The organism is Glutamicibacter sp. MCAF14 (genome assembly GCF_052114325.1).
GTDB lineage: Bacteria > Actinomycetota > Actinomycetes > Actinomycetales > Micrococcaceae > Glutamicibacter > Glutamicibacter arilaitensis.
On sequence record NZ_JBFREO010000001.1, the window covers coordinates 290632 to 307335 of the forward strand.

The 16704-nt window shown below is 62.2% G+C and carries 18 protein-coding genes; 6 read left to right on the forward strand and 12 right to left on the reverse strand.

All coding sequences use genetic code 11. The features are described from left to right. The first annotated feature begins 67 nt into the window (after positions 1 to 67). Positions 68 to 676: an MFS transporter gene (locus tag AB4Y71_RS01350; protein WP_441717396.1), complete on the forward strand. Its 609-nt coding sequence runs from the start codon at positions 68 to 70 to the stop codon at positions 674 to 676. Here AB4Y71_RS01350 and AB4Y71_RS01355 read toward each other — a convergent pair. The 6 genes from AB4Y71_RS01355 to AB4Y71_RS01380 all read right to left on the reverse strand — a co-directional run bounded on the left by AB4Y71_RS01355 (position 575) and on the right by AB4Y71_RS01380 (position 6776). Further along, entirely contained in the window at positions 575 to 1078 is a 504-nt protein-coding gene (locus tag AB4Y71_RS01355) for a hypothetical protein (RefSeq protein WP_441717398.1), read from the reverse strand. The genes AB4Y71_RS01350 and AB4Y71_RS01355 overlap by 102 nt on opposite strands. A gap of 66 nt (positions 1079 to 1144) precedes the next feature. Next, on the reverse strand, positions 1145 to 1945 hold the full coding sequence (locus AB4Y71_RS01360; RefSeq protein WP_441717400.1) for an HpcH/HpaI aldolase/citrate lyase family protein: 801 nt from the start codon (positions 1943 to 1945) through the stop codon (positions 1145 to 1147). Beyond that, a complete protein-coding gene (locus AB4Y71_RS01365) occupies positions 1938 to 2462 on the reverse strand; it encodes a MaoC family dehydratase (RefSeq protein WP_441717401.1) in 525 nt (174 codons plus the stop codon). The genes AB4Y71_RS01360 and AB4Y71_RS01365 overlap by 8 nt, the downstream gene beginning before the upstream one ends. After that, positions 2459 to 4519: an ATP-binding protein gene (locus AB4Y71_RS01370; RefSeq protein ID WP_441717402.1), complete on the reverse strand. Its 2061-nt coding sequence runs from the start codon at positions 4517 to 4519 to the stop codon at positions 2459 to 2461. The genes AB4Y71_RS01365 and AB4Y71_RS01370 overlap by 4 nt, the downstream gene beginning before the upstream one ends. Positions 4520 to 4531: 12 nt before the next feature. Then, a complete protein-coding gene (locus AB4Y71_RS01375) occupies positions 4532 to 6136 on the reverse strand; it encodes a carboxyl transferase domain-containing protein (protein ID WP_441717404.1) in 1605 nt (534 codons plus the stop codon). Between the two features lie 4 nt (positions 6137 to 6140). Beyond that, positions 6141 to 6776: a TetR/AcrR family transcriptional regulator gene (locus AB4Y71_RS01380; protein WP_441687501.1), complete on the reverse strand. Its 636-nt coding sequence runs from the start codon at positions 6774 to 6776 to the stop codon at positions 6141 to 6143. Between the two features lie 229 nt (positions 6777 to 7005). On the opposite strand from AB4Y71_RS01380, the gene AB4Y71_RS01385 reads away from it, so the two are divergent. From AB4Y71_RS01385 to AB4Y71_RS01395, 3 genes are all read left to right on the forward strand, one after another. Further along, a complete protein-coding gene (locus AB4Y71_RS01385; RefSeq protein ID WP_441717405.1) occupies positions 7006 to 7788 on the forward strand; it encodes a carbonic anhydrase in 783 nt (260 codons plus the stop codon). 139 nt (positions 7789 to 7927) lie between these two features. Continuing rightward, the gene (locus tag AB4Y71_RS01390; RefSeq protein WP_441717407.1) at positions 7928 to 9163 is read left to right on the forward strand and encodes an MFS transporter; all 1236 of its coding nucleotides are present in this window, start codon (positions 7928 to 7930) and stop codon (positions 9161 to 9163) included. Positions 9164 to 9198: 35 nt separating this feature from the next. Further along, complete coding sequence (locus AB4Y71_RS01395; RefSeq protein ID WP_441717409.1) at positions 9199 to 9792, forward strand: GNAT family N-acetyltransferase; 594 nt, start codon at positions 9199 to 9201, stop codon at positions 9790 to 9792. Between the two features lie 110 nt (positions 9793 to 9902). Here the strand turns inward: AB4Y71_RS01395 and AB4Y71_RS01400 are convergent, their stop codons facing one another. The 6 genes from AB4Y71_RS01400 to AB4Y71_RS01425 all read right to left on the reverse strand — a co-directional run bounded on the left by AB4Y71_RS01400 (position 9903) and on the right by AB4Y71_RS01425 (position 14804). Continuing rightward, positions 9903 to 10658 (reverse strand): iron ABC transporter ATP-binding protein, encoded by a 756-nt coding sequence (locus tag AB4Y71_RS01400; protein WP_441717411.1) that lies wholly within the window; start codon positions 10656 to 10658, stop codon positions 9903 to 9905. Beyond that, the gene (locus AB4Y71_RS01405) at positions 10655 to 11689 is read right to left on the reverse strand and encodes an iron chelate uptake ABC transporter family permease subunit (RefSeq protein WP_441717413.1); all 1035 of its coding nucleotides are present in this window, start codon (positions 11687 to 11689) and stop codon (positions 10655 to 10657) included. The genes AB4Y71_RS01400 and AB4Y71_RS01405 overlap by 4 nt, the downstream gene beginning before the upstream one ends. A gap of 4 nt (positions 11690 to 11693) precedes the next feature. After that, the gene (locus AB4Y71_RS01410; RefSeq protein ID WP_441717738.1) at positions 11694 to 12665 is read right to left on the reverse strand and encodes an ABC transporter permease; all 972 of its coding nucleotides are present in this window, start codon (positions 12663 to 12665) and stop codon (positions 11694 to 11696) included. 100 nt (positions 12666 to 12765) lie between these two features. Continuing rightward, complete coding sequence (locus tag AB4Y71_RS01415) at positions 12766 to 13752, reverse strand: siderophore ABC transporter substrate-binding protein (protein ID WP_441717415.1); 987 nt, start codon at positions 13750 to 13752, stop codon at positions 12766 to 12768. A gap of 293 nt (positions 13753 to 14045) precedes the next feature. Continuing rightward, positions 14046 to 14573: a DUF488 domain-containing protein gene (locus AB4Y71_RS01420; protein ID WP_441717417.1), complete on the reverse strand. Its 528-nt coding sequence runs from the start codon at positions 14571 to 14573 to the stop codon at positions 14046 to 14048. A gap of 9 nt (positions 14574 to 14582) precedes the next feature. Next, the gene (locus AB4Y71_RS01425) at positions 14583 to 14804 is read right to left on the reverse strand and encodes a hypothetical protein (protein WP_441717418.1); all 222 of its coding nucleotides are present in this window, start codon (positions 14802 to 14804) and stop codon (positions 14583 to 14585) included. A gap of 176 nt (positions 14805 to 14980) precedes the next feature. On the opposite strand from AB4Y71_RS01425, the gene AB4Y71_RS01430 reads away from it, so the two are divergent. Together AB4Y71_RS01430 and AB4Y71_RS01435 are read left to right on the forward strand one after the other, a co-directional pair. Beyond that, on the forward strand, positions 14981 to 15667 hold the full coding sequence (locus AB4Y71_RS01430) for an NAD(P)H-binding protein (protein WP_441717420.1): 687 nt from the start codon (positions 14981 to 14983) through the stop codon (positions 15665 to 15667). Between the two features lie 693 nt (positions 15668 to 16360). Further along, complete coding sequence (locus AB4Y71_RS01435) at positions 16361 to 16672, forward strand: hypothetical protein (protein ID WP_441717422.1); 312 nt, start codon at positions 16361 to 16363, stop codon at positions 16670 to 16672. Positions 16673 to 16704: the final 32 nt, after the last annotated feature.

Genomic DNA, 16704 nt, shown 5'->3' on the forward strand with positions numbered 1-16704 from the left:
GATCCATTTGCCGCCAGCGGGCGTACAGTGGAACTACCGGTTCAGCTCGAATTCGCCGTAAAAGGGGATGATTCGCGATGCAGGCTCGGCGGCCAATCGCGGATTCTTGCAACTGGTGGAAAAGGATGCCTCGCGTCCTGCCACCGTCATGTTGTGCTTCATGTTCGGCACGACCTGCGTGAACACCTTCTTGGCCGCTTATGGGCAACAGCAAGGGCTGGGCAATGTGGGGTTATTCTTCGTCGCCAGCGGTGTTGCGTTGGCGATCTCCCGTTTGCTCATGGGGTGGTTGCGCCGTCGCATGTCGTTGACTGCGATCGTGTGCTTCGGCGTGCTGTTCTCGGCCGGCTCGATGGCGCTGATCTACTTTTCGGCCTCCATGGCCATGCTCATTATCGCCGGGGCCTGCTTTGGCCTCGGCGCTGGCGTGGTCAGCCCGGCGATGAATTCAATTTCGGTACTCAGCGCTAAACCGGAAGCCCGCGGCAGGGCCAGCGCCACGTACTTCTTCGCTTTGGATGTGAGCACCGCCGTGGGCGCATGGGTCTTGGGTCTGGTTGCCTCCGCTTACTCGCTACGCGAGGTCTTTGCCGTTTCGGGTGTTTTGGTGCTTGGCGCCCTGTTGCTGGTCCTGTGGTTGCACTGCACCCAGCGCCTGCCGCGGAAAGGTTTTTAGCTTGGCCCCGGAGGGCGGCTCTTCCTTGCCCAGTGGATCTTCCATGGCCTTTGCCGCACCGGGTGCCTGCCCGGCAGTGGCCGTATCGGGGGTCTGGGCCGTTACCGGGGCATCGCGGATCACCGCCCCCGTTCGTGGCGGCAGCGGACGATGGTGATGCACCAGGTAAATCAGCATGGCAATGGCCTTGTGCATGACCACGATGGTGAAGATGAGGGCTCCGGTGTAGCAGCCCCATGCGACCAGGTGAAGCGTGGTCACTTCCAGGATGTTCAGCTCCAGCGCGCCCTTGAGCATCATGATGGCGCCGATCTGCTGGATGACCATGCCGAACACGGCCAGTCCAACCGCAAACCAGAAATACACCAGGGTATCGGCTCCGGGTTTCTTCACGACAGGCATGTGAACCTCCGTTGGCCAGCTGTCGGCTGTAATTGCTACACACTTTAGCCCATGGAGGGAAACAGCTTATTTGCCCAAGGTGGCCCGGGCCTGGCGCAGCAGCGGCTCATCGACCATCTGCCCCTCGAAAGCGAAAACTCCCGGATTTGCCTCTGCGGCTTCAAGGATCCGCCGTGCGCGTTCCCGTTCTGCTTCGGTCGGTGCGAACGCCCCGCGGATGACCGGCATCTGGTTGGGGTGGATCGAGGCCTTTGCCGCGAATCCCGAGGCCTTGGCATCGCGGGACTCTGCGCCCAGGCCTTCCAGGTCGGGGATGTCCAGGTACACGGAATCAATTGCCGCCTTGCCGTGGGTGGCCGCATGCAGCAGCACCTGCGATCGCGCGAACCGCGCCACCTCGCGGTAGCTGCCGTCCTCGCCACGGGAGGAGGTGCCGCCGAGCGAGGCGATCAGGTCTTCGGCGCCCCACATCAGCGCGACGACATTCTGCGCCCCGGCAATGTCCGAGGCATTGGTGATGCCCTTGGCAGTTTCGCATAGCGCCAGCACGTCGTATCCGGCCAGCGCGGACGGTTCCTCCGCGGACTCGCACTTGGGCAGCATCACGGTGCGGTAGGAGGTCTGCTCCAGCGCTTCGAAGTCCTTGGTGAAGTGCTCGCTGTCCACCGGGTTCACGCGCACAATCACCCGTTCGGGATCCAGCGGGGTCTCCACCAAGGCTCTGCGGGCAGCCTCCTTCTTAGCCGGTGCCACCGCATCTTCCAGATCGATGATGACCGCATCGGCACGCTGCGCCGCCTTGGCATAGCGCTCGGGCCGGTCGGCCGGGCAGAACAGCAGGGAAGGACCCATCAGGAAGCTAGCCATTGGAGCTTTCCCCCTTGGCTTCCAGCGAATCCAGGTGCGCCTGCTGGGTCCACATCAGGCAGGTTCGGGTGGCGGTGGCCACGATGTCGCCGTTCTGGTTGCGGCCGGTGTGGGTCATGGACGCCAGGCCCTGCCCGGGGCGGGACTTGGATTCGCGCAGTGCGGTGATCTCGGTTTCGGTGTAGAGCGTATCGCCGTGGAACATCGGGTGCGGGAAGCGCACGTCATTGATGCCCAGCTGCCCCACAATGGTGCCTTCGGTCAGCTGGCCCACCGACTGGCCGATCATGGTGCTCAGGATCAGCAGCGAATTGACCAGCGGCTTGCCGAAGGGCTGGGTGGAAGCCCACGCGGCATCCAGGTGCAGGCCCTGGTTGTTCATGGTCATCGTCGTGAACGCGACGTTGTCCGCCTCGGTTAGGGTGCGCCCGGGCTTGTGCACGTAGGTGGCCCCGAGCTGCAGCTCGTCGAAGTAGAGGCCGCGCTGCTCGACGCGGGTAGGGGTTTTCTCGCTCATGCGTCCTGCTCCTGCTGCTGTGCTTCGGTTGGCTTGGTTGTCCCGGTGGCTTCCACGGTGGCCACGACCTGCTTGGCCTTGACCAGATCCCCGGACTTCAGGCCGGTCATCCGAACGATGCCATCGGCAGGGGAGATCAGCTGGTGCTCCATCTTCATCGCCTCGATGCTCAGCAGCAGCTGGCCGGCGGCGACCTCATCGCCATCGGCAACCTGCACGCTGATCACGGTGCCGGGCATGGGGGATTCGACATGCGGGGAGAAGGCCCCGGACTCGATGGCGAGGGTGGCCAGCTGGCGTTCGAGGACTTCTTCGCGGGAAAGCTTGCGCACCGCCGCGGTCCACCCGTCCTCGCACAGCCACAGCGTGCCGTCTTCGGCGAAGGCGTGCTGGAGTGCTGTGCGCTGGCCGTTGACGGACAGGGCTCCATCCGGTTCCTGGCGCACCGTGAATTCTTCGCCGCCTACGTGCACCCGGCTCGCATCCGGATCCCTGAGCAGCGCGGTCCTGCCCTCGGCCGCCTCGGCGTCGAAGTGCTGGATGCTGGCCTGGCGCTGCTGGGCCCGCCAGCCATCGCGCAGGCCCCACGGCGTATTCTCCGCAGGAATCCGCTGGTCCTCAAGGTGAGCTGCCAGTGCCAGTTCGCGCTCGCTGATCTGGCGGAAGGCGAACTGGTCCAGCTTCCGCTCGATCAGGTTGGTGTCCAGACGCCCGGCGGCCACATCCTCGTCGGCCAGCAGCAGCCGCAGGTATTCGCTGTTGGTCAGCACGCCCAGCACCACGGTGCCGGCCAGGGCCTTATCCAGCCGGGCCAGCGCCTCGGTGCGGTCCCCGCCCCAGGCGATGAGCTTGGAGAGCATCGGGTCGTAGTGGGCGCTGATCTCCAGTCCGTCGCGCAGCGAGGAATCCACGCGGACATTCCCCGGCTCGCTCACGCGCAGCACGGTGCCCACCGAAGGCAGGAAGCCGGAGGACGGGTCCTCGGCGTAGAGCCGGGCCTCGATTGCATGGCCGCACAGCGCCACCTGGTCCTGGGTGAAGTCCAGCGCCTGGCCGGCCGCGATGCGCACCTGCCACTGGACCAGATCCAGCTTCTCGCCATTGACCCGCACGACTTCCTCGGTGACCGGGTGCTCCACCTGCAGGCGGGTATTCATTTCCATGAAGAAGAACTCGTCGGGGTTCTGGTCGCTGACCAGGAACTCGACGGTTCCGGCCCCGACGTAGCCCACCGATTGCGCGGCGGCCACCGCGGCGGCGCCCATCCGCTCGCGGATCTGCACGCCGCGCTCCAGGTTCTCCAACAACGGGGCCGGGGCTTCCTCGATGACCTTCTGGTGGCGGCGCTGCAAGGAGCATTCGCGTTCGCCCAGGTGCACGGTGTTCCCGTGCGCGTCGGCCAGGATCTGCACTTCGATATGGCGCGGATTGCGCACCAGCCGTTCCAGGAACAGGGTGTCATCGCCGAAGGCGTTGCGTGCGGTGCGCCGGGCGCTGGCCAGCGCCTCGGGCAGCTGTTCGGCAGATTCCACCGCGAACATGCCCTTGCCGCCACCGCCGGCCGAGGGCTTGATCAGCAGCGGGAAGTCGACATCCGCGGCGGCCGCGAGCAGCTGCTCGTCGTCCAGGCCGGGTTCGGCGATGCCGGGAACCACCGGCACCTGGTGGGAGAGCACGTGGTTCTTGGAGCGGATCTTGTCGCCCATCAGGTTGATCGAGTTCACCGGCGGGCCGATGAAGGTGATGCCGGCAGCTTCCAAGGCCCGAGCGAAGTCCACGTTCTCGGAAAGGAAACCATAGCCCGGGTGGACCGCCTGGGCGCCGGTGCGCCTGCAGGCGGAGATCACCGCGTCGATATCCAGGTAGCTTTCGTTGGCCGGTGCCGCGCCGATGCGCACCGCGCGGTCGGCTTCGGCCACGTGCAGGGCTCCGGCATCGGCGTCGGAGTACACGGCGACGGATTCGATGCCCAGGCGGCGCAGGGTGCGGATGATGCGCACCGCGATTTCCCCGCGGTTGGCGATCAGGACCGTATCAAAAAGTTTCGTCTTCATCATGATTTCCTCGCGCTACATCCGGAACAGGCCGAATTGGGTCTCCGGCAGTGGCTGGCGGGCGCAGACATCCAGGGCCAGGCCGAGTACCCGGCGGGTATCGGCGGGGTCGATGACCCCGTCGTCCCATAGTCTGGCGGTGGAATAGTACGGGTTGCCCTGGGTTTCGTACTGCTCGCGGATTGGCGCCTTGAACGTTTCTTCTTCCTCGGCGCTCCAGCTGCCGCCGGCCGCTTCGATGCCATCGCGCTTGATGGTGGAGAGCACCGAGGAGGCCTGATTGCCGCCCATCACCGAAATGCGCGCAGCCGGCCACATCCACAAGAAGCGAGGGGAATAGGCCCGGCCGCACATCGAATAGTTGCCAGCCCCGAAGGAGCCGCCGATGATCACGGTCAGCTTGGGAACCCGGGCGGTGGCCACCGCGGTGACCATCTTCGCCCCGTGCTTGGCAATGCCGTCGGCTTCGTAGTCGCGGCCCACCATGAACCCGGCGAGGTTCTGCAAGAAGAGCAGCGGGATGCCGCGCTGGTCGCACAGCTCGATGAAGTGCGCGCCCTTCATCGCGGATTCGGAGAACAGCACGCCGTTATTGGCGATGATGCCCACCTGGTGGCCGTGGATGCGCGCGAAGCCGGTGACCAGGGTGGTGCCGTATTCGGCCTTGAACTCGTGGAACTTGCTGGAATCGACGATGCGGGCGATGACCTCGTGCACGTCGTAGGGGGCGTTGACATCCACCGGCACCACACCTGCCAGTTCGCTGCCCGGGTACAGCGGCTCGGCCACCTGCTCCTCGATGCACCAGGCTGGGGCCGGGTTGGCCGGCAGGGTGGAGACGATATCGCGGATGATCATCAGCGCGTGCTCGTCGTTCTCGGCCAGGTGGTCCACCACCCCGGAGGTCTTGGCATGCAGGTCGCCGCCGCCCAGTTCCTCGGCGGTCACAATTTCCCCGATGGCAGCCTTCACCAGCGGCGGGCCGCCGAGGAAGATCGTGCCCTGGTTGCGCACGATCACCGTCTCGTCGCTCATCGCCGGGACGTAGGCGCCGCCGGCGGTGCAGGAACCGAGCACCGCTGCCAGCTGCGGGATCTTGCGGGCCGAAAGCTGCGCCTGGTTGTAGAAGATGCGCCCGAAGTGCTCGCGGTCCGGGAACACCTCGTCCTGCATCGGCAGGAAGGCTCCGCCCGAATCCACCAGGTAGATGCACGGCAGGTTGTTCTCCAGCGCGATTTCCTGGGCGCGCAGGTGCTTCTTGACTGTCATCGGGAAGTAGGTGCCGCCCTTGACCGTGGCGTCATTGGCGATGACCAGCACGTGCCGCCCATGCACCAGGCCGATGCCGGCAATTACTCCGGCACCGGGGCTCGCGCCGTCGTACATGTCCTCGGCGGCCAGCGGGGCGATTTCCAGGAAGGGCGAACCGTCATCCAGCAGCGCGTCCACCCGCTCGCGGGGCAGCAGCTTGCCGCGATCCACATGCCGTTGCCGGGACTTCTCGGAACCGCCGCGCGCGGCGCGTTCCAGCCGTTCATGCAGTTCGGCCAGCAGCGGCGCCTGGTCGGCGGCGTTGCGTTCGAACTGCTCGGGGTTCAGTTGGGAGGAAAGGGTCTTCACGAAGTCAGTCCTTGCTTCTCGGTTCGCTGGCGATTACCTGGGGTACGGGCAGCTGCTGCGGTGGCAGCGGGAATTCGTCGGGTACCGCGAGGATGCGCATGGCCAGGGAGATGAAGTTCAGCTGCACCTCGGACAGCGAAAGCCGCCCGTCCTTGCGGTACCAGTGCGAGACGCCGGTGCCCATTTCCATCAGGGCCAGGCGGGCGATGCCCAGATCCACGGTGTTGAAGCTGCCCTGGCGCTCGCCGGCCTGCAGCGCGTCAGCGAAGAGCTGTTCGTAGGCGTCGCGCAGCGCCTGCATCTGCTCGCGGGCGGCGGGTGACAGCGCGCGCATCTCGTATTCGGTGACGCGTGCGGTGCTGGGGTTGGTGGCGGTGAATCCGACGTGGAAGGCAACGAGCAAGGCGAGCTGGCGCACCGGATCGGTGCTGCCGTCCAGCGTCTGCTTGGCGCCGGAGATCATGGCGGACAGGCAGTCGTTCATGATGCCCAGCAGCAGGTCTTCCTTGCCGCCGACGTAGTGGTAGAGGGTGGCCGAGTTCAGTCCCACGGCGCTGCCCAGTTCGCGGATGCCCGTGGCAGCGAAGCCACGCTGGGCAAAGCAGGCTACGGCTGCTTGCTGGACCTTTCCCAGTTCCATGGACACCACCCTGTGACTCAGAAGCCAATCAATCGATTGACAGTCTCCATCCAACCGAAGAACGGCTGTGGTGTCAATCACAGCCTCCAGTTGCTGGCATATTGAATCCCGCCGAAATATGACGCCTGCTATTCATGAATCAAATGCATAACAATAGACTGCTTGTTGTTATTTACTGACAAGCTAAAGATAATCCGGCTTTTCAGCTCATCAGACGCCACAGGAAGGCATGATGCCGCAACCCGAATCAGCAACCCCCAAATGCAACGATGCAACCTCGACCGGCCCTTCGCGCCGCGGTCTGCTCGCCGGCGCTTCCGGGCTCCTTGCCCTGGCCGGACTGGCAGCCTGCGCTTCGCCGCAAGCCCCCGACGCGGACCGCGCGCATCTGGCCGAACCGCCGCAGGCCCCCGACGAAGTGCTGCAGGTGCTGCGCGCCGGAAACCAGCGCTATTGCGCCGGCAAGCCGGAGCACCCCAACCAGGCAATTGACCGGCGCAGCGAGCAAGCCGAGCATCAGAGCCCCTTCGCATTGATTCACGGCTGCGTGGATTCCCGCGTCACCCCCGAGCTCCTGTTCGACCAGGGGATCGGAGACCTGTTCGTCACCCGGACAGCCGGTGCCGTGCTCGATGACACCTTGGTGGGCAGCATGGAATTCGCTGTCTCCAGTCCGTATTCGGTACCGCTGCTGGTGATCCTCGGGCACACCGCCTGCGGCGCGGTGACGGGCACGCTGAAGGCGATGGAGAAAGACGCCGGGAATCCGCGCTTGCCTGGCGAGATGGAAGACTTCGCAGCACAGATTGCACCCGTAGCCCGCACAGCAGGAGTCGAGGGTTCGGGAAGCGAAGCGGTGGACACGGTGGTGCAGGCCAATGCCCACGCCGTGGTTGAGCAGCTGCTCGAGCGCTCTGCCATCATCCGCAAGGCGGTGGAAGAACAGCGGACCCGGGTGGTGCCGGCGGTCTACGACCTGGAGACCGGAGAGGTGAGCTGGCTGGAGGGCTGACCATCCGGAGAAATCCAACTCCCGGGCTTATCGGCACGGTGCCGCCATGCAGCCGCAGCGGCACTGGTACTCTCGACGCTGGATGCCATTGCAGCATTCGCCAGTGATCAGTCCGCAGCCAGCTGCGGTGAAAGGCCCCATGACAGCCACCGAATCCAGTGCAAACTCCCGCGCCCGTGCAGCAGTCGCTGCCCTGTTCCTCACCAATGGAGCGCTTTTTGCCAATATGGCGCCGCGTCTTCCCGAGTTGAAGCGGGAACTGGGCTTGGACACTGCAAGCTACGGCTTGCTGGTTACCGCGTGGCCCATTGGGGCGATCCTTGCCGGGTTGGCCGCAGGTGCGCTGGTCCGCCGTTTCGGTTCGGCCCGGGTCGCCGTCTTCGGCACCATGGCTACCGGGACGGCGCTGCTCGCCGCCGGCAGCGCCGCGGAGGTGGTCTGGGTGGTGCTGGCCTTCGCTGTGGGCGGTGCCATGGACTCGATTACGGATGTCGGGCAGAACGCGCACGGACTGGTGGTGCAACGGCGCTATGGGCGTTCGATACTGAACTCCTTCCACGCCTTATGGTCTGTAGGAGCGGTGCTTGGCGGCTTGATGGCCGCCGGAGCGATCCAGCTGAACCTGTCGCTGCCGGTGCATTTGGGCATATCGATGGCGCTGTTTGCAGTGGTGGCACTGATCGCATTGAAATTCTGCCTGCCTCGAACCGCTGAACAGGCAGTCGTCGAACCTGTTGCTCCACCGGCTGCCGGAACCGTCCGGACCGCGAGCCCAGCAGGATCCCGCGGCCGGATGCTGCTGATGATGAGCGCCCTGGTGCTGATTTCTGTAGCCGGAGTTATGGTCGAGGATGCCGGAAATTCCTGGTCGACACTGTATCTGGGCGAGCTCGGGGCACCAGCGGCGCTGGCAGCCAGCGGGTTCATCGCCCTGGTTGGTGCCCAGTTCGTTGGCAGAATCCTGGGTGATGGGATGGTCAATCGCTTTGGCCAACGCAGCATGGCCCAGTTCGGCGGAGCGCTGATAGCGCTTGGCATGGGGCTGGCTTTGCTGTTCCCCAGTGTGCCGGGCACCTTGCTGGGCTTCGCCGCGGCTGGATTCGGATCGGCAACTCTGGTCCCAGCGGTGATGGAGCAAGCCGACAAGCTGCCGGGCTTATCCCCGGGAACTGGCCTGAGCATCGTTTCCTGGCTCATGCGCTTGGGCTTCTTGCTCGCGCCGCCACTGGTCGGATTCCTTGCAGAGAACATCGGGTTGCGGCTGGCTCTGCTGGTTTTCCCCATTGCGGGTCTGGTAGTGCTGATTTGCTCGCCGGTGCTGCGCGGAAAGAAATCACCTGAGGACGGGGACGTGCAGCAAAGCGGTCGCGACTAGCGCTCATCTCGAATACCTGCGGATAGGCTTGGAACATGGAAGATGCGCTGAAGAAGATCAGCTGGCCGGTACGCACCGAGCGGCTGAGCTTGCGCCGGGTGACGCCGGATGATGTGGAAGCAATCTGGCGCTACCGGCAGCTTGCTGAAGTTACGCAGTGGATCACCGCTGGTCCTGGGACACTGGAAGATTTCCGCGCCATGTTCTTCGCGAAGGACTATCCGCTGAAGGATCTGGCCGTGGAACTGGATACCGGCCAGGGGACCGAGCTGATTGGCACGGTCATGCTGAATATCGTGGATGGCTGGGGCCAAAGCGAAGTTGAGCAGAGTGCCAAAGGCGTTGAGGGAAACCTCGGCTGGAGCTTCGACCCGGCCTACGGCGGCAAGGGCTACGCCACCGAAGCCATCCGTGCTGCCATCGGCCTGTGCTTCGGCCCTCTTGGCTTGCGCCGGGTTACTGCCGAATGCTTCGCTGCCAATGAGCCATCGTGGAATTTGATGGAGCGCGTGGGGATGCGCAAGGAATTCTACGGCCGCAAGGACAGCCTGCACCGCAACGGGGAATGGATGGATTCCATGGCCTATGCGCTGTTGGCCGAGGAATGGACGGACTCGACTTCCTGCTGAAGGGGCTCTTCGAGTTTTAGCATAGGAACCTCATCAAAGTTGCCGAGACACAGCAAGACCTCGTGACCACTGACGGTCATGGGGTCTTGCTGTACTGAAATTTCGCGAACTCAGTAGTACACCGCCAGCGGGCCATTGGGGCCCGGAACGACGTTGACTGGGGTCTCGAAAACTTCGCTGAGGATCTCGTCCTGCATGATCTGCGTCGGGGTGCCGAAGTGCACCACCTTGCCCTGCTTCATGGCGCAGATGTAGTCAGCGTAGTGCCCGGCGAAATTGATATCGTGCAGCACGATCACGATGGTGCGGTTCAGCTCGCGGGCAGCACGCTGCAGGTGCTGCATCATCACTACCGAGTGCTTCATGTCCAAGTTGTTCAGCGGCTCATCGAGCAGCACCGTATCGGTGTCCTGGGCCAGGACCATTGCCACATAAGCGCGCTGGCGCTGGCCGCCGGAAAGCTCATCGAGGTAGCGGCCTTCCAGCTCGCCAAGATCCAGGAAGTCGATGGAGCGCGAGATGATTTCTTCGTCGGCCTGGGTCAGCCGTCCCTTGGAGTGCGGGTAGCGGCCGAAGCCCACCAGCTGGCGCACGGTCAGGCGGGTGACGAAGTGGTTCTCCTGTCGCAGGATCGAGACGATCTTGGCCAGGTTCTTCGAGCTGGTCTTGGACACGTCGTAGCCGGCGACCTCGATGGAGCCTTCATCGATGCCCAGCAGGCGGCCGACCATGGTGAGCATGGTGGACTTGCCGGCGCCGTTGGGTCCCACCAGCGCGGTGATGCCGCCGGTGGGGATTTCCAGGGTAACCGGGCCGATGGAGACCGTGTCGCTGTACTTCTTGCTGACGGATTTGAGGGTAATCACAGCCGGCCCTTTCGCAGGATGAAGATCAAGAATGTAATGCCGCCGACGGCTTCGATGATGATGCCCACCACGCCATCGGCGTAGAAGATGTTCTTCATGATGAAGTAGGCGCCGGCCAGGACCACGAACCCGATGAGGAACGACATCGGGTAGATGAAGCGGTGGTCATAGGTGTCGGCCAGCTGGTAGGCCAAGGTGGCCACGAGGAAGCCGAGGAAGGTCAGCGGGCCGACCAGCGCAGTGGTCACGGCCATCAGGATGGAGATGAAGAACAGGGACTTCATGACCTCGCGGCGGTGGTTGATGCCCAGGTTGATGGTGGTTTCCTTGCCCAGGGCGAGGATGTTCATCTTCTTGGAAGACAGCACCAGGTAGCCGCCGGCGATCAGCACCAGCGGGATGGCCACCGGCATGTAGCTCATGTCGGCGTTGGCCATCGAGCCGAACAGGCGTGCGGTGAGCACGTTGAATTCACTCGGGGTCAGCAGGCGCTGCATGAAGGTCGAGATCGAGCCCAGCCCGGTGCCGATGATGATGCCCACCAGCAGCATGATCTGGATGTTGCCCAGCTTGCCGGACAGCAGCCAGCCGTACAGCGCCACCGACAGACCCACCATGATCGCCACCTGCAGGACGAACTGGCTGACCCCGGTAAAGAAGGTCACCCCGGCAACGCCCAGCACGAAGATCGCACCGGTCTGCACCACGCGGTACAGGGCTTCGAAGCCCATGATCGAGGGTGTGATGATGCGGTTGTTGGTGACCGTCTGGAAGGCGACCGTGGCGATGGACTGGCAGGCCGCCACGATCACCATGGTCAGGATGTTGCTGGCGCGCAGCTTGGCGATGATCCAGAAGCCGTCGGAGCCAAATGGCATGGGGTTATCCCACGCGAGCAGGCCGATGCCGAAGAACAGGGCCAGCCCGATCATGATGGACAGGGTGATCCAGTAGCGCTTGCGGACCTGCTTGGTGGGAAGCGGCCCTGCCGAGCGTCCGGCGTGATGGGTGCCCAAGGCGGGGTGAGTCATGAGATTAGCCAACTTTACGCTGCCTCAGTAGCAGGAAGATGAAGACGACCGCGCCGAGCACGCCCAGGATCAGCGAGACCGGGATTTCGAACGGCATGATGATGGTGCGGCCGATCAGGTCGCAGACCGTGGTGATCGCGATGCCCAGCAGGCAGACCCACGGCAGGTTGCTGCGCAGGTCGTCGCCGCGGACCATCGAGATGATGTTCGGCACGATCAGCCCGAGGAACGGCAGGTTGCCGATGACCACGGTGACCACGCCGGTGGCTACCGCGATCAGCGCGGTGCCCAGCAGCATCACCTGGCGGTAGTTCAACCCGACGTTGGTGGCGATTTCCTCGCCCAGCCCGGCTACGGTGAAGCGGTCGGCGACGATGTAGATGGCCACTGCCACGATGGCCACGATCCACAGCACCTCGTACTGCCCGCGGATCACCGAGGTGAAGGATCCTGCCAGCCAGATGCCCATGGACTGCAGCTTGTCGGTGGACAGGGCGAAGAAGGTGGAGAAGGCGCCGACGACGGAGCCGAGCATGATGCCCACGATCGGCACGGTCAGCGAGGCCTTGAGCGAAACCCGCTGCAGGAACAGGAAGAAGATCATGGTGCCGATGAAGGCGAAGAGGATCGCCACGGACATCTTGGCCAGCAGCGAGGCGGTGGGGAAGAGCACCAGCATGGTCAAAAGGCCCAAGCCGGCCCATTCGGTGGTGCCGGTGGTGGTGGGTTCCACGAAGCGGTTCTGGGTCAGCAGCTGCATGACCAATCCGCTCATGGCCATCGCCGCGCCCGCCAGCACCAATGCAATGGTGCGCGGAATGCGGGTAACGGCGAACATCGTCGCCCCGTCTTCCTTGCCGAAGATGTCGTAGACGCCGGTGAACAGGGAGATCGCCAGCAGCGCCAGCACCCCGAGGATGCCCAGTGCGAGTTTGCCCGTGAGAACCTTGCTCTTGGTTCTGGCCGGGGAGGTCATGCTTGTCATAATGCCGCCGTGGAAATATGTGGTGGGAAAATAGCTCTAGTGGCGAAGCCGGAATTCGGCTTCGCCACTAGGGGCCAGGGGTCCAAGACGCTTACTTGGCAGCTTCCAGAGCGTCAGCGAAATCGTTGAGGAATTCGGTGTAGGTCTGGATGCTTTCGTTGGTGTAGGTGTCAGCTGGCATCACTACGACCTGGGATTCCTTGGCGGCAGTGACGTTCTGCAGGGCTTCGGAGTTCTCCAGAAGTTCCTTGGCTGGCTGGTACTCGGCGCCATCGGCTGCAACTGCTGCGTCGCGGTCCATGACGATGATCCAGTCCGGGTTCGACTTGGCGATGGCTTCTACCGAAACATCGTCGCCTTCGTGGTCGGTGGAGGACTCTTCAAGCTCAAGTGCCGGGGTCAGGCCCAGGAAGTCGAACATCGGGCCAACGGTGCGGCCGGTGGTTGGAGCGGAGTAGCCCAGCTCGCCGCCCGAAGCGATCAGGCCCATGACGGTCTGGTCCTTGTCGTAGGCATCGGTGACGCGCTTTTCAGCGGCTTCGAAGTCCTCAACGAGCTTCTTGGCTTCGGCCTGCTTGCCGAAGATTTCGCCCAGGGTGGTGACCTGGCGTTCCAGCTCGGTGTTGAATGGCTCGCCTTCGCGTGGATCCAGGGAAACGACGGTGGCTTCTGGAGCCAGTTCCTTGAACTTCTCGGCGTGCTGGGCGTAGCGCTGGCCGTTGATGATCAGGTCCGGGTCAACGGTAACGACCGATTCCAGGTTTGGTTCCTTGTGGCTGCCCAGGTCCAGAACCTTTTCATCCTTGGTGTAGGAGATGGTGTCCGGCATCAGGGTGACAGCGCCTGCGGTCAGCTTTACGCCCCATGCATCCAGGGTTTCGAAGGTGCGGTTGTCGGTGGCTACGACAGACTTCGCAGGAACCTCGATCTTCTTCTCGCCCTCGTTGTCGGTGATGGTGACAGTCTTGCTGTCGCCGGCCTTGGCCTCCGAGACGGTGTCGGTTGCGGAACCGCAAGCGGTCAGGGAGAGTGCGGCGATGCTCAGCAGAGCTGCGGCGCGAAGCTTCATGGAGGACATGTGTTCCTTCTTCGAACTGCAACCTTCATTGGTTGCGCTATTGAGTGATCTGATTATTAGCTTAGCCTTATCTGAGTGAATTAGGCTAAGCCAGAGTTGTGTTAGCTAGGTCACTGAATTAGCGGTTTTGAATGAAAGTATCGCTATGTAATTTCTCCCTGGTGAGTGTTACCCCATCTGACTGGGGGATTTTCGGAGCAAATAACGCCCAGATGTCTTCGCTAATTGATTTGGCTGCGGCATGCAAAAGTGCCAGAAATGGCCGTCATAAAAGGAGCGGACCTAAAATAAGGCTATGGCTTGCGCGGATAGGTCACTTGTTCATCTAGCTGTGCGCCATCGCTGAGCTGTGCGGGTTTCGGTTCATGGGCGTCTATTAGATGCAGGACGTTCTGGCCGCGAGCAATGAGATGATCGGCGATGATCCGCCGGTGGCAACGCCACCACACGGCCTCGGCGCACATGATGGCCGTGCGTTCTTGGGCGGAGAGCTCGATGAGCTGGTCAAGGGAGGCGGAGAAGTCCGGGCTCAACGCGTAGTCTGCGTAATTGTGGAAGCTGCGGTTGGTCCACCACGCATTGACCTCGAAATCCACCTCCTTGCTCACCGGCCGGCGACCGCTCAACTTAGGGGCGTGGGAATATCCGATGCTTGATTGCGCCAGCGACTGGGCCAGGGTGTCCGCATTGAAATGCGGATACTTGTTGGATCCGGCAAGTTTGCGTACATCCAAGACATGCTCGATGCCCTGCTGGGTCAATAAGTCGATGAATTCACCAATCGTGCGATCGGAATGGCCCACGGTGAAGATCTCTGCCATCAGTGATCCCTATTCTGAGGATTGCTGCTTTTGCTTGGCAGCGCTTTGCAACAGTTGCAGCAGCTCTTGGACTTCGGCTGCGCGGGACTGCCAATAGCCGGTATCAAGTCCGAAGCCCAGCAGGGCTTCGCTGGCACGTTTCTTGAAGTACTCCCGATGGTCTTCCAGGGCGTTTGTGAGATCAGCGAACTGGTCGTTGCTTAGTTCCAAGTTCAGGGTTTTCTGCTTCATGAGCCGGTCCTGTCATCGGGTGCGATTGCTTTGCACCCGAGCGTACGCTCATCGATGGAAAAGTTAACCGGCATTGAGGGAGCGCCCAGACTCGTGCTGATTGCCGAGCTATGAGGAATAGTGCAGTAGGCAGGGCTGTTGTGAGAGATACGAGTACCGATCAGAAGGAGGCCCAAGTGGCTGAAGAAAATCGAGTAGTCCTTATTGGAGGTCACGGCAAGGTAGCCTTGCTGGCCGCCCCAAAGCTTGTTGAGCGTGGTTATGCGGTGGATTCAATGATCCGCAATGCCGAGCACGCCGCAGAAGTGGAGGCTGCCGGAGCTAATCCGGTAGTGCTGGATATTGAAAGTTCGGATATTGACCAGCTGGCAGATGTCTTCAAGGGAGCCAGCGCCGTGGTCTTCTCAGCCGGTGCAGGTGGCGGCAATGAGCAGCGCACCCGCGCAGTGGATTTCGAGGGTGCCGTGCGCTCGATGAAAGCCGCGCAGCAGGCAGGAGTCAAGCGCTATGTGATGGTTTCCTATAGCCGCGCGCTGGTAGATGTGGATACTCTGGATCCGCAGAATTCCTTCTACACCTATGCCAAGGCCAAGCATGACGCGGATGCCTTCTTGCGCGAGACCGAGCTGGACTACACGATTCTCGGCCCAGGCGTCCTGACCCTGCAGCCGGCCAGCAAGCAGGTGGTCTTGGCTGATCAGGAAGGCAACCTCAGTGGCGAGCCAGCCCAGGGCGAGACGCCGAATACCTCGCGCGAAAATGTCGCCGAGGTCATCACGCACGTGCTGGCCAACAACGCAGCTCGCCGGGCAACGGTGAACTTCTACGACGGTGGAATGCCGATCCTAGAAGCGATCGTTTAGCCCAGAGTAAGGCTTCACGCTCTGCGTAACACCAGCATGTGTTAAAGGCACAGATCTGTCAGTAGTGCCGGAGAAATAAGAAAACCCCGATGCCGAAGCATCGGGGTTTTCTTTGTCATCACTCGCACCTTCATGAGGTACTTTTAACTCTAGAACCCTTCACTGTGAGCGCGCTGGGATCGAACTGCTATTTGGCTTGGTAAGTGAATAATCCAGCCAATCCGCCTTCGCTTGCTGGTCGTGATTCCGATGCAGGTGGCGCACCGAAGCTCGTATTTTGGGTACACGGGTCGACTTTCGCCAAGGTGCGATGCTCTGGGTAGTGGTTCGAGAACAGCTGGACCTGGCAATCAGTCACCGCAAAAATTTCTGTTGGAATGTTCGAAAGCCCGCGGATCTTCGAGAACAAGTGCTCTCCCAAAGATGCTCGGGGTTGCATCCTGGGCCCTGAATGGGCAAAGCTTCGTACGTCTTGCGATGGCCGGATAGGTGATAACTGGAACCGGGCCAAAGCGAGATATAACGGCAGGTCGGCGTCCGATCAAGTTCCCGCATCCTCGCCTGCAGAATTCTGGGAGTCGGGTAACAAACTCGTATCGATTCGCTCAATTTCCTTTATCCAGCGCATCGGCTTCATAGACTGGCAGGCAGAAGAAGAACTGACCGGGCAACGAGTCGAATGCGGGACCTGAAATGAATCTGATTTCTGCAGCATCCATCGTCACCAAGGACGTCAGCAAGCTCGGGATCGGCGAAGTTGTGCAGGTATCTGTCGTTATCATGGCGATCGTTTTGGCCGTCGTCCTGATATTCGGCATCAAGACCTATGTTCACTGGCGACGACGGACTGTTTCAACCAATACTCATGCGCGCAGGGAAGAACTGGCTCCAGAACCCGTGGATGGCGATGAGAAAACTCCGGCACCGGTTTCTTCGCGATCCGAAGCGCGGACTACTTTTGGGCAGATGCGAGGAACTGCAGCAGTTCGGCACTTCCTGGATTAGGAATTGGTCGGTTGCGGACAAGAATATCCGGC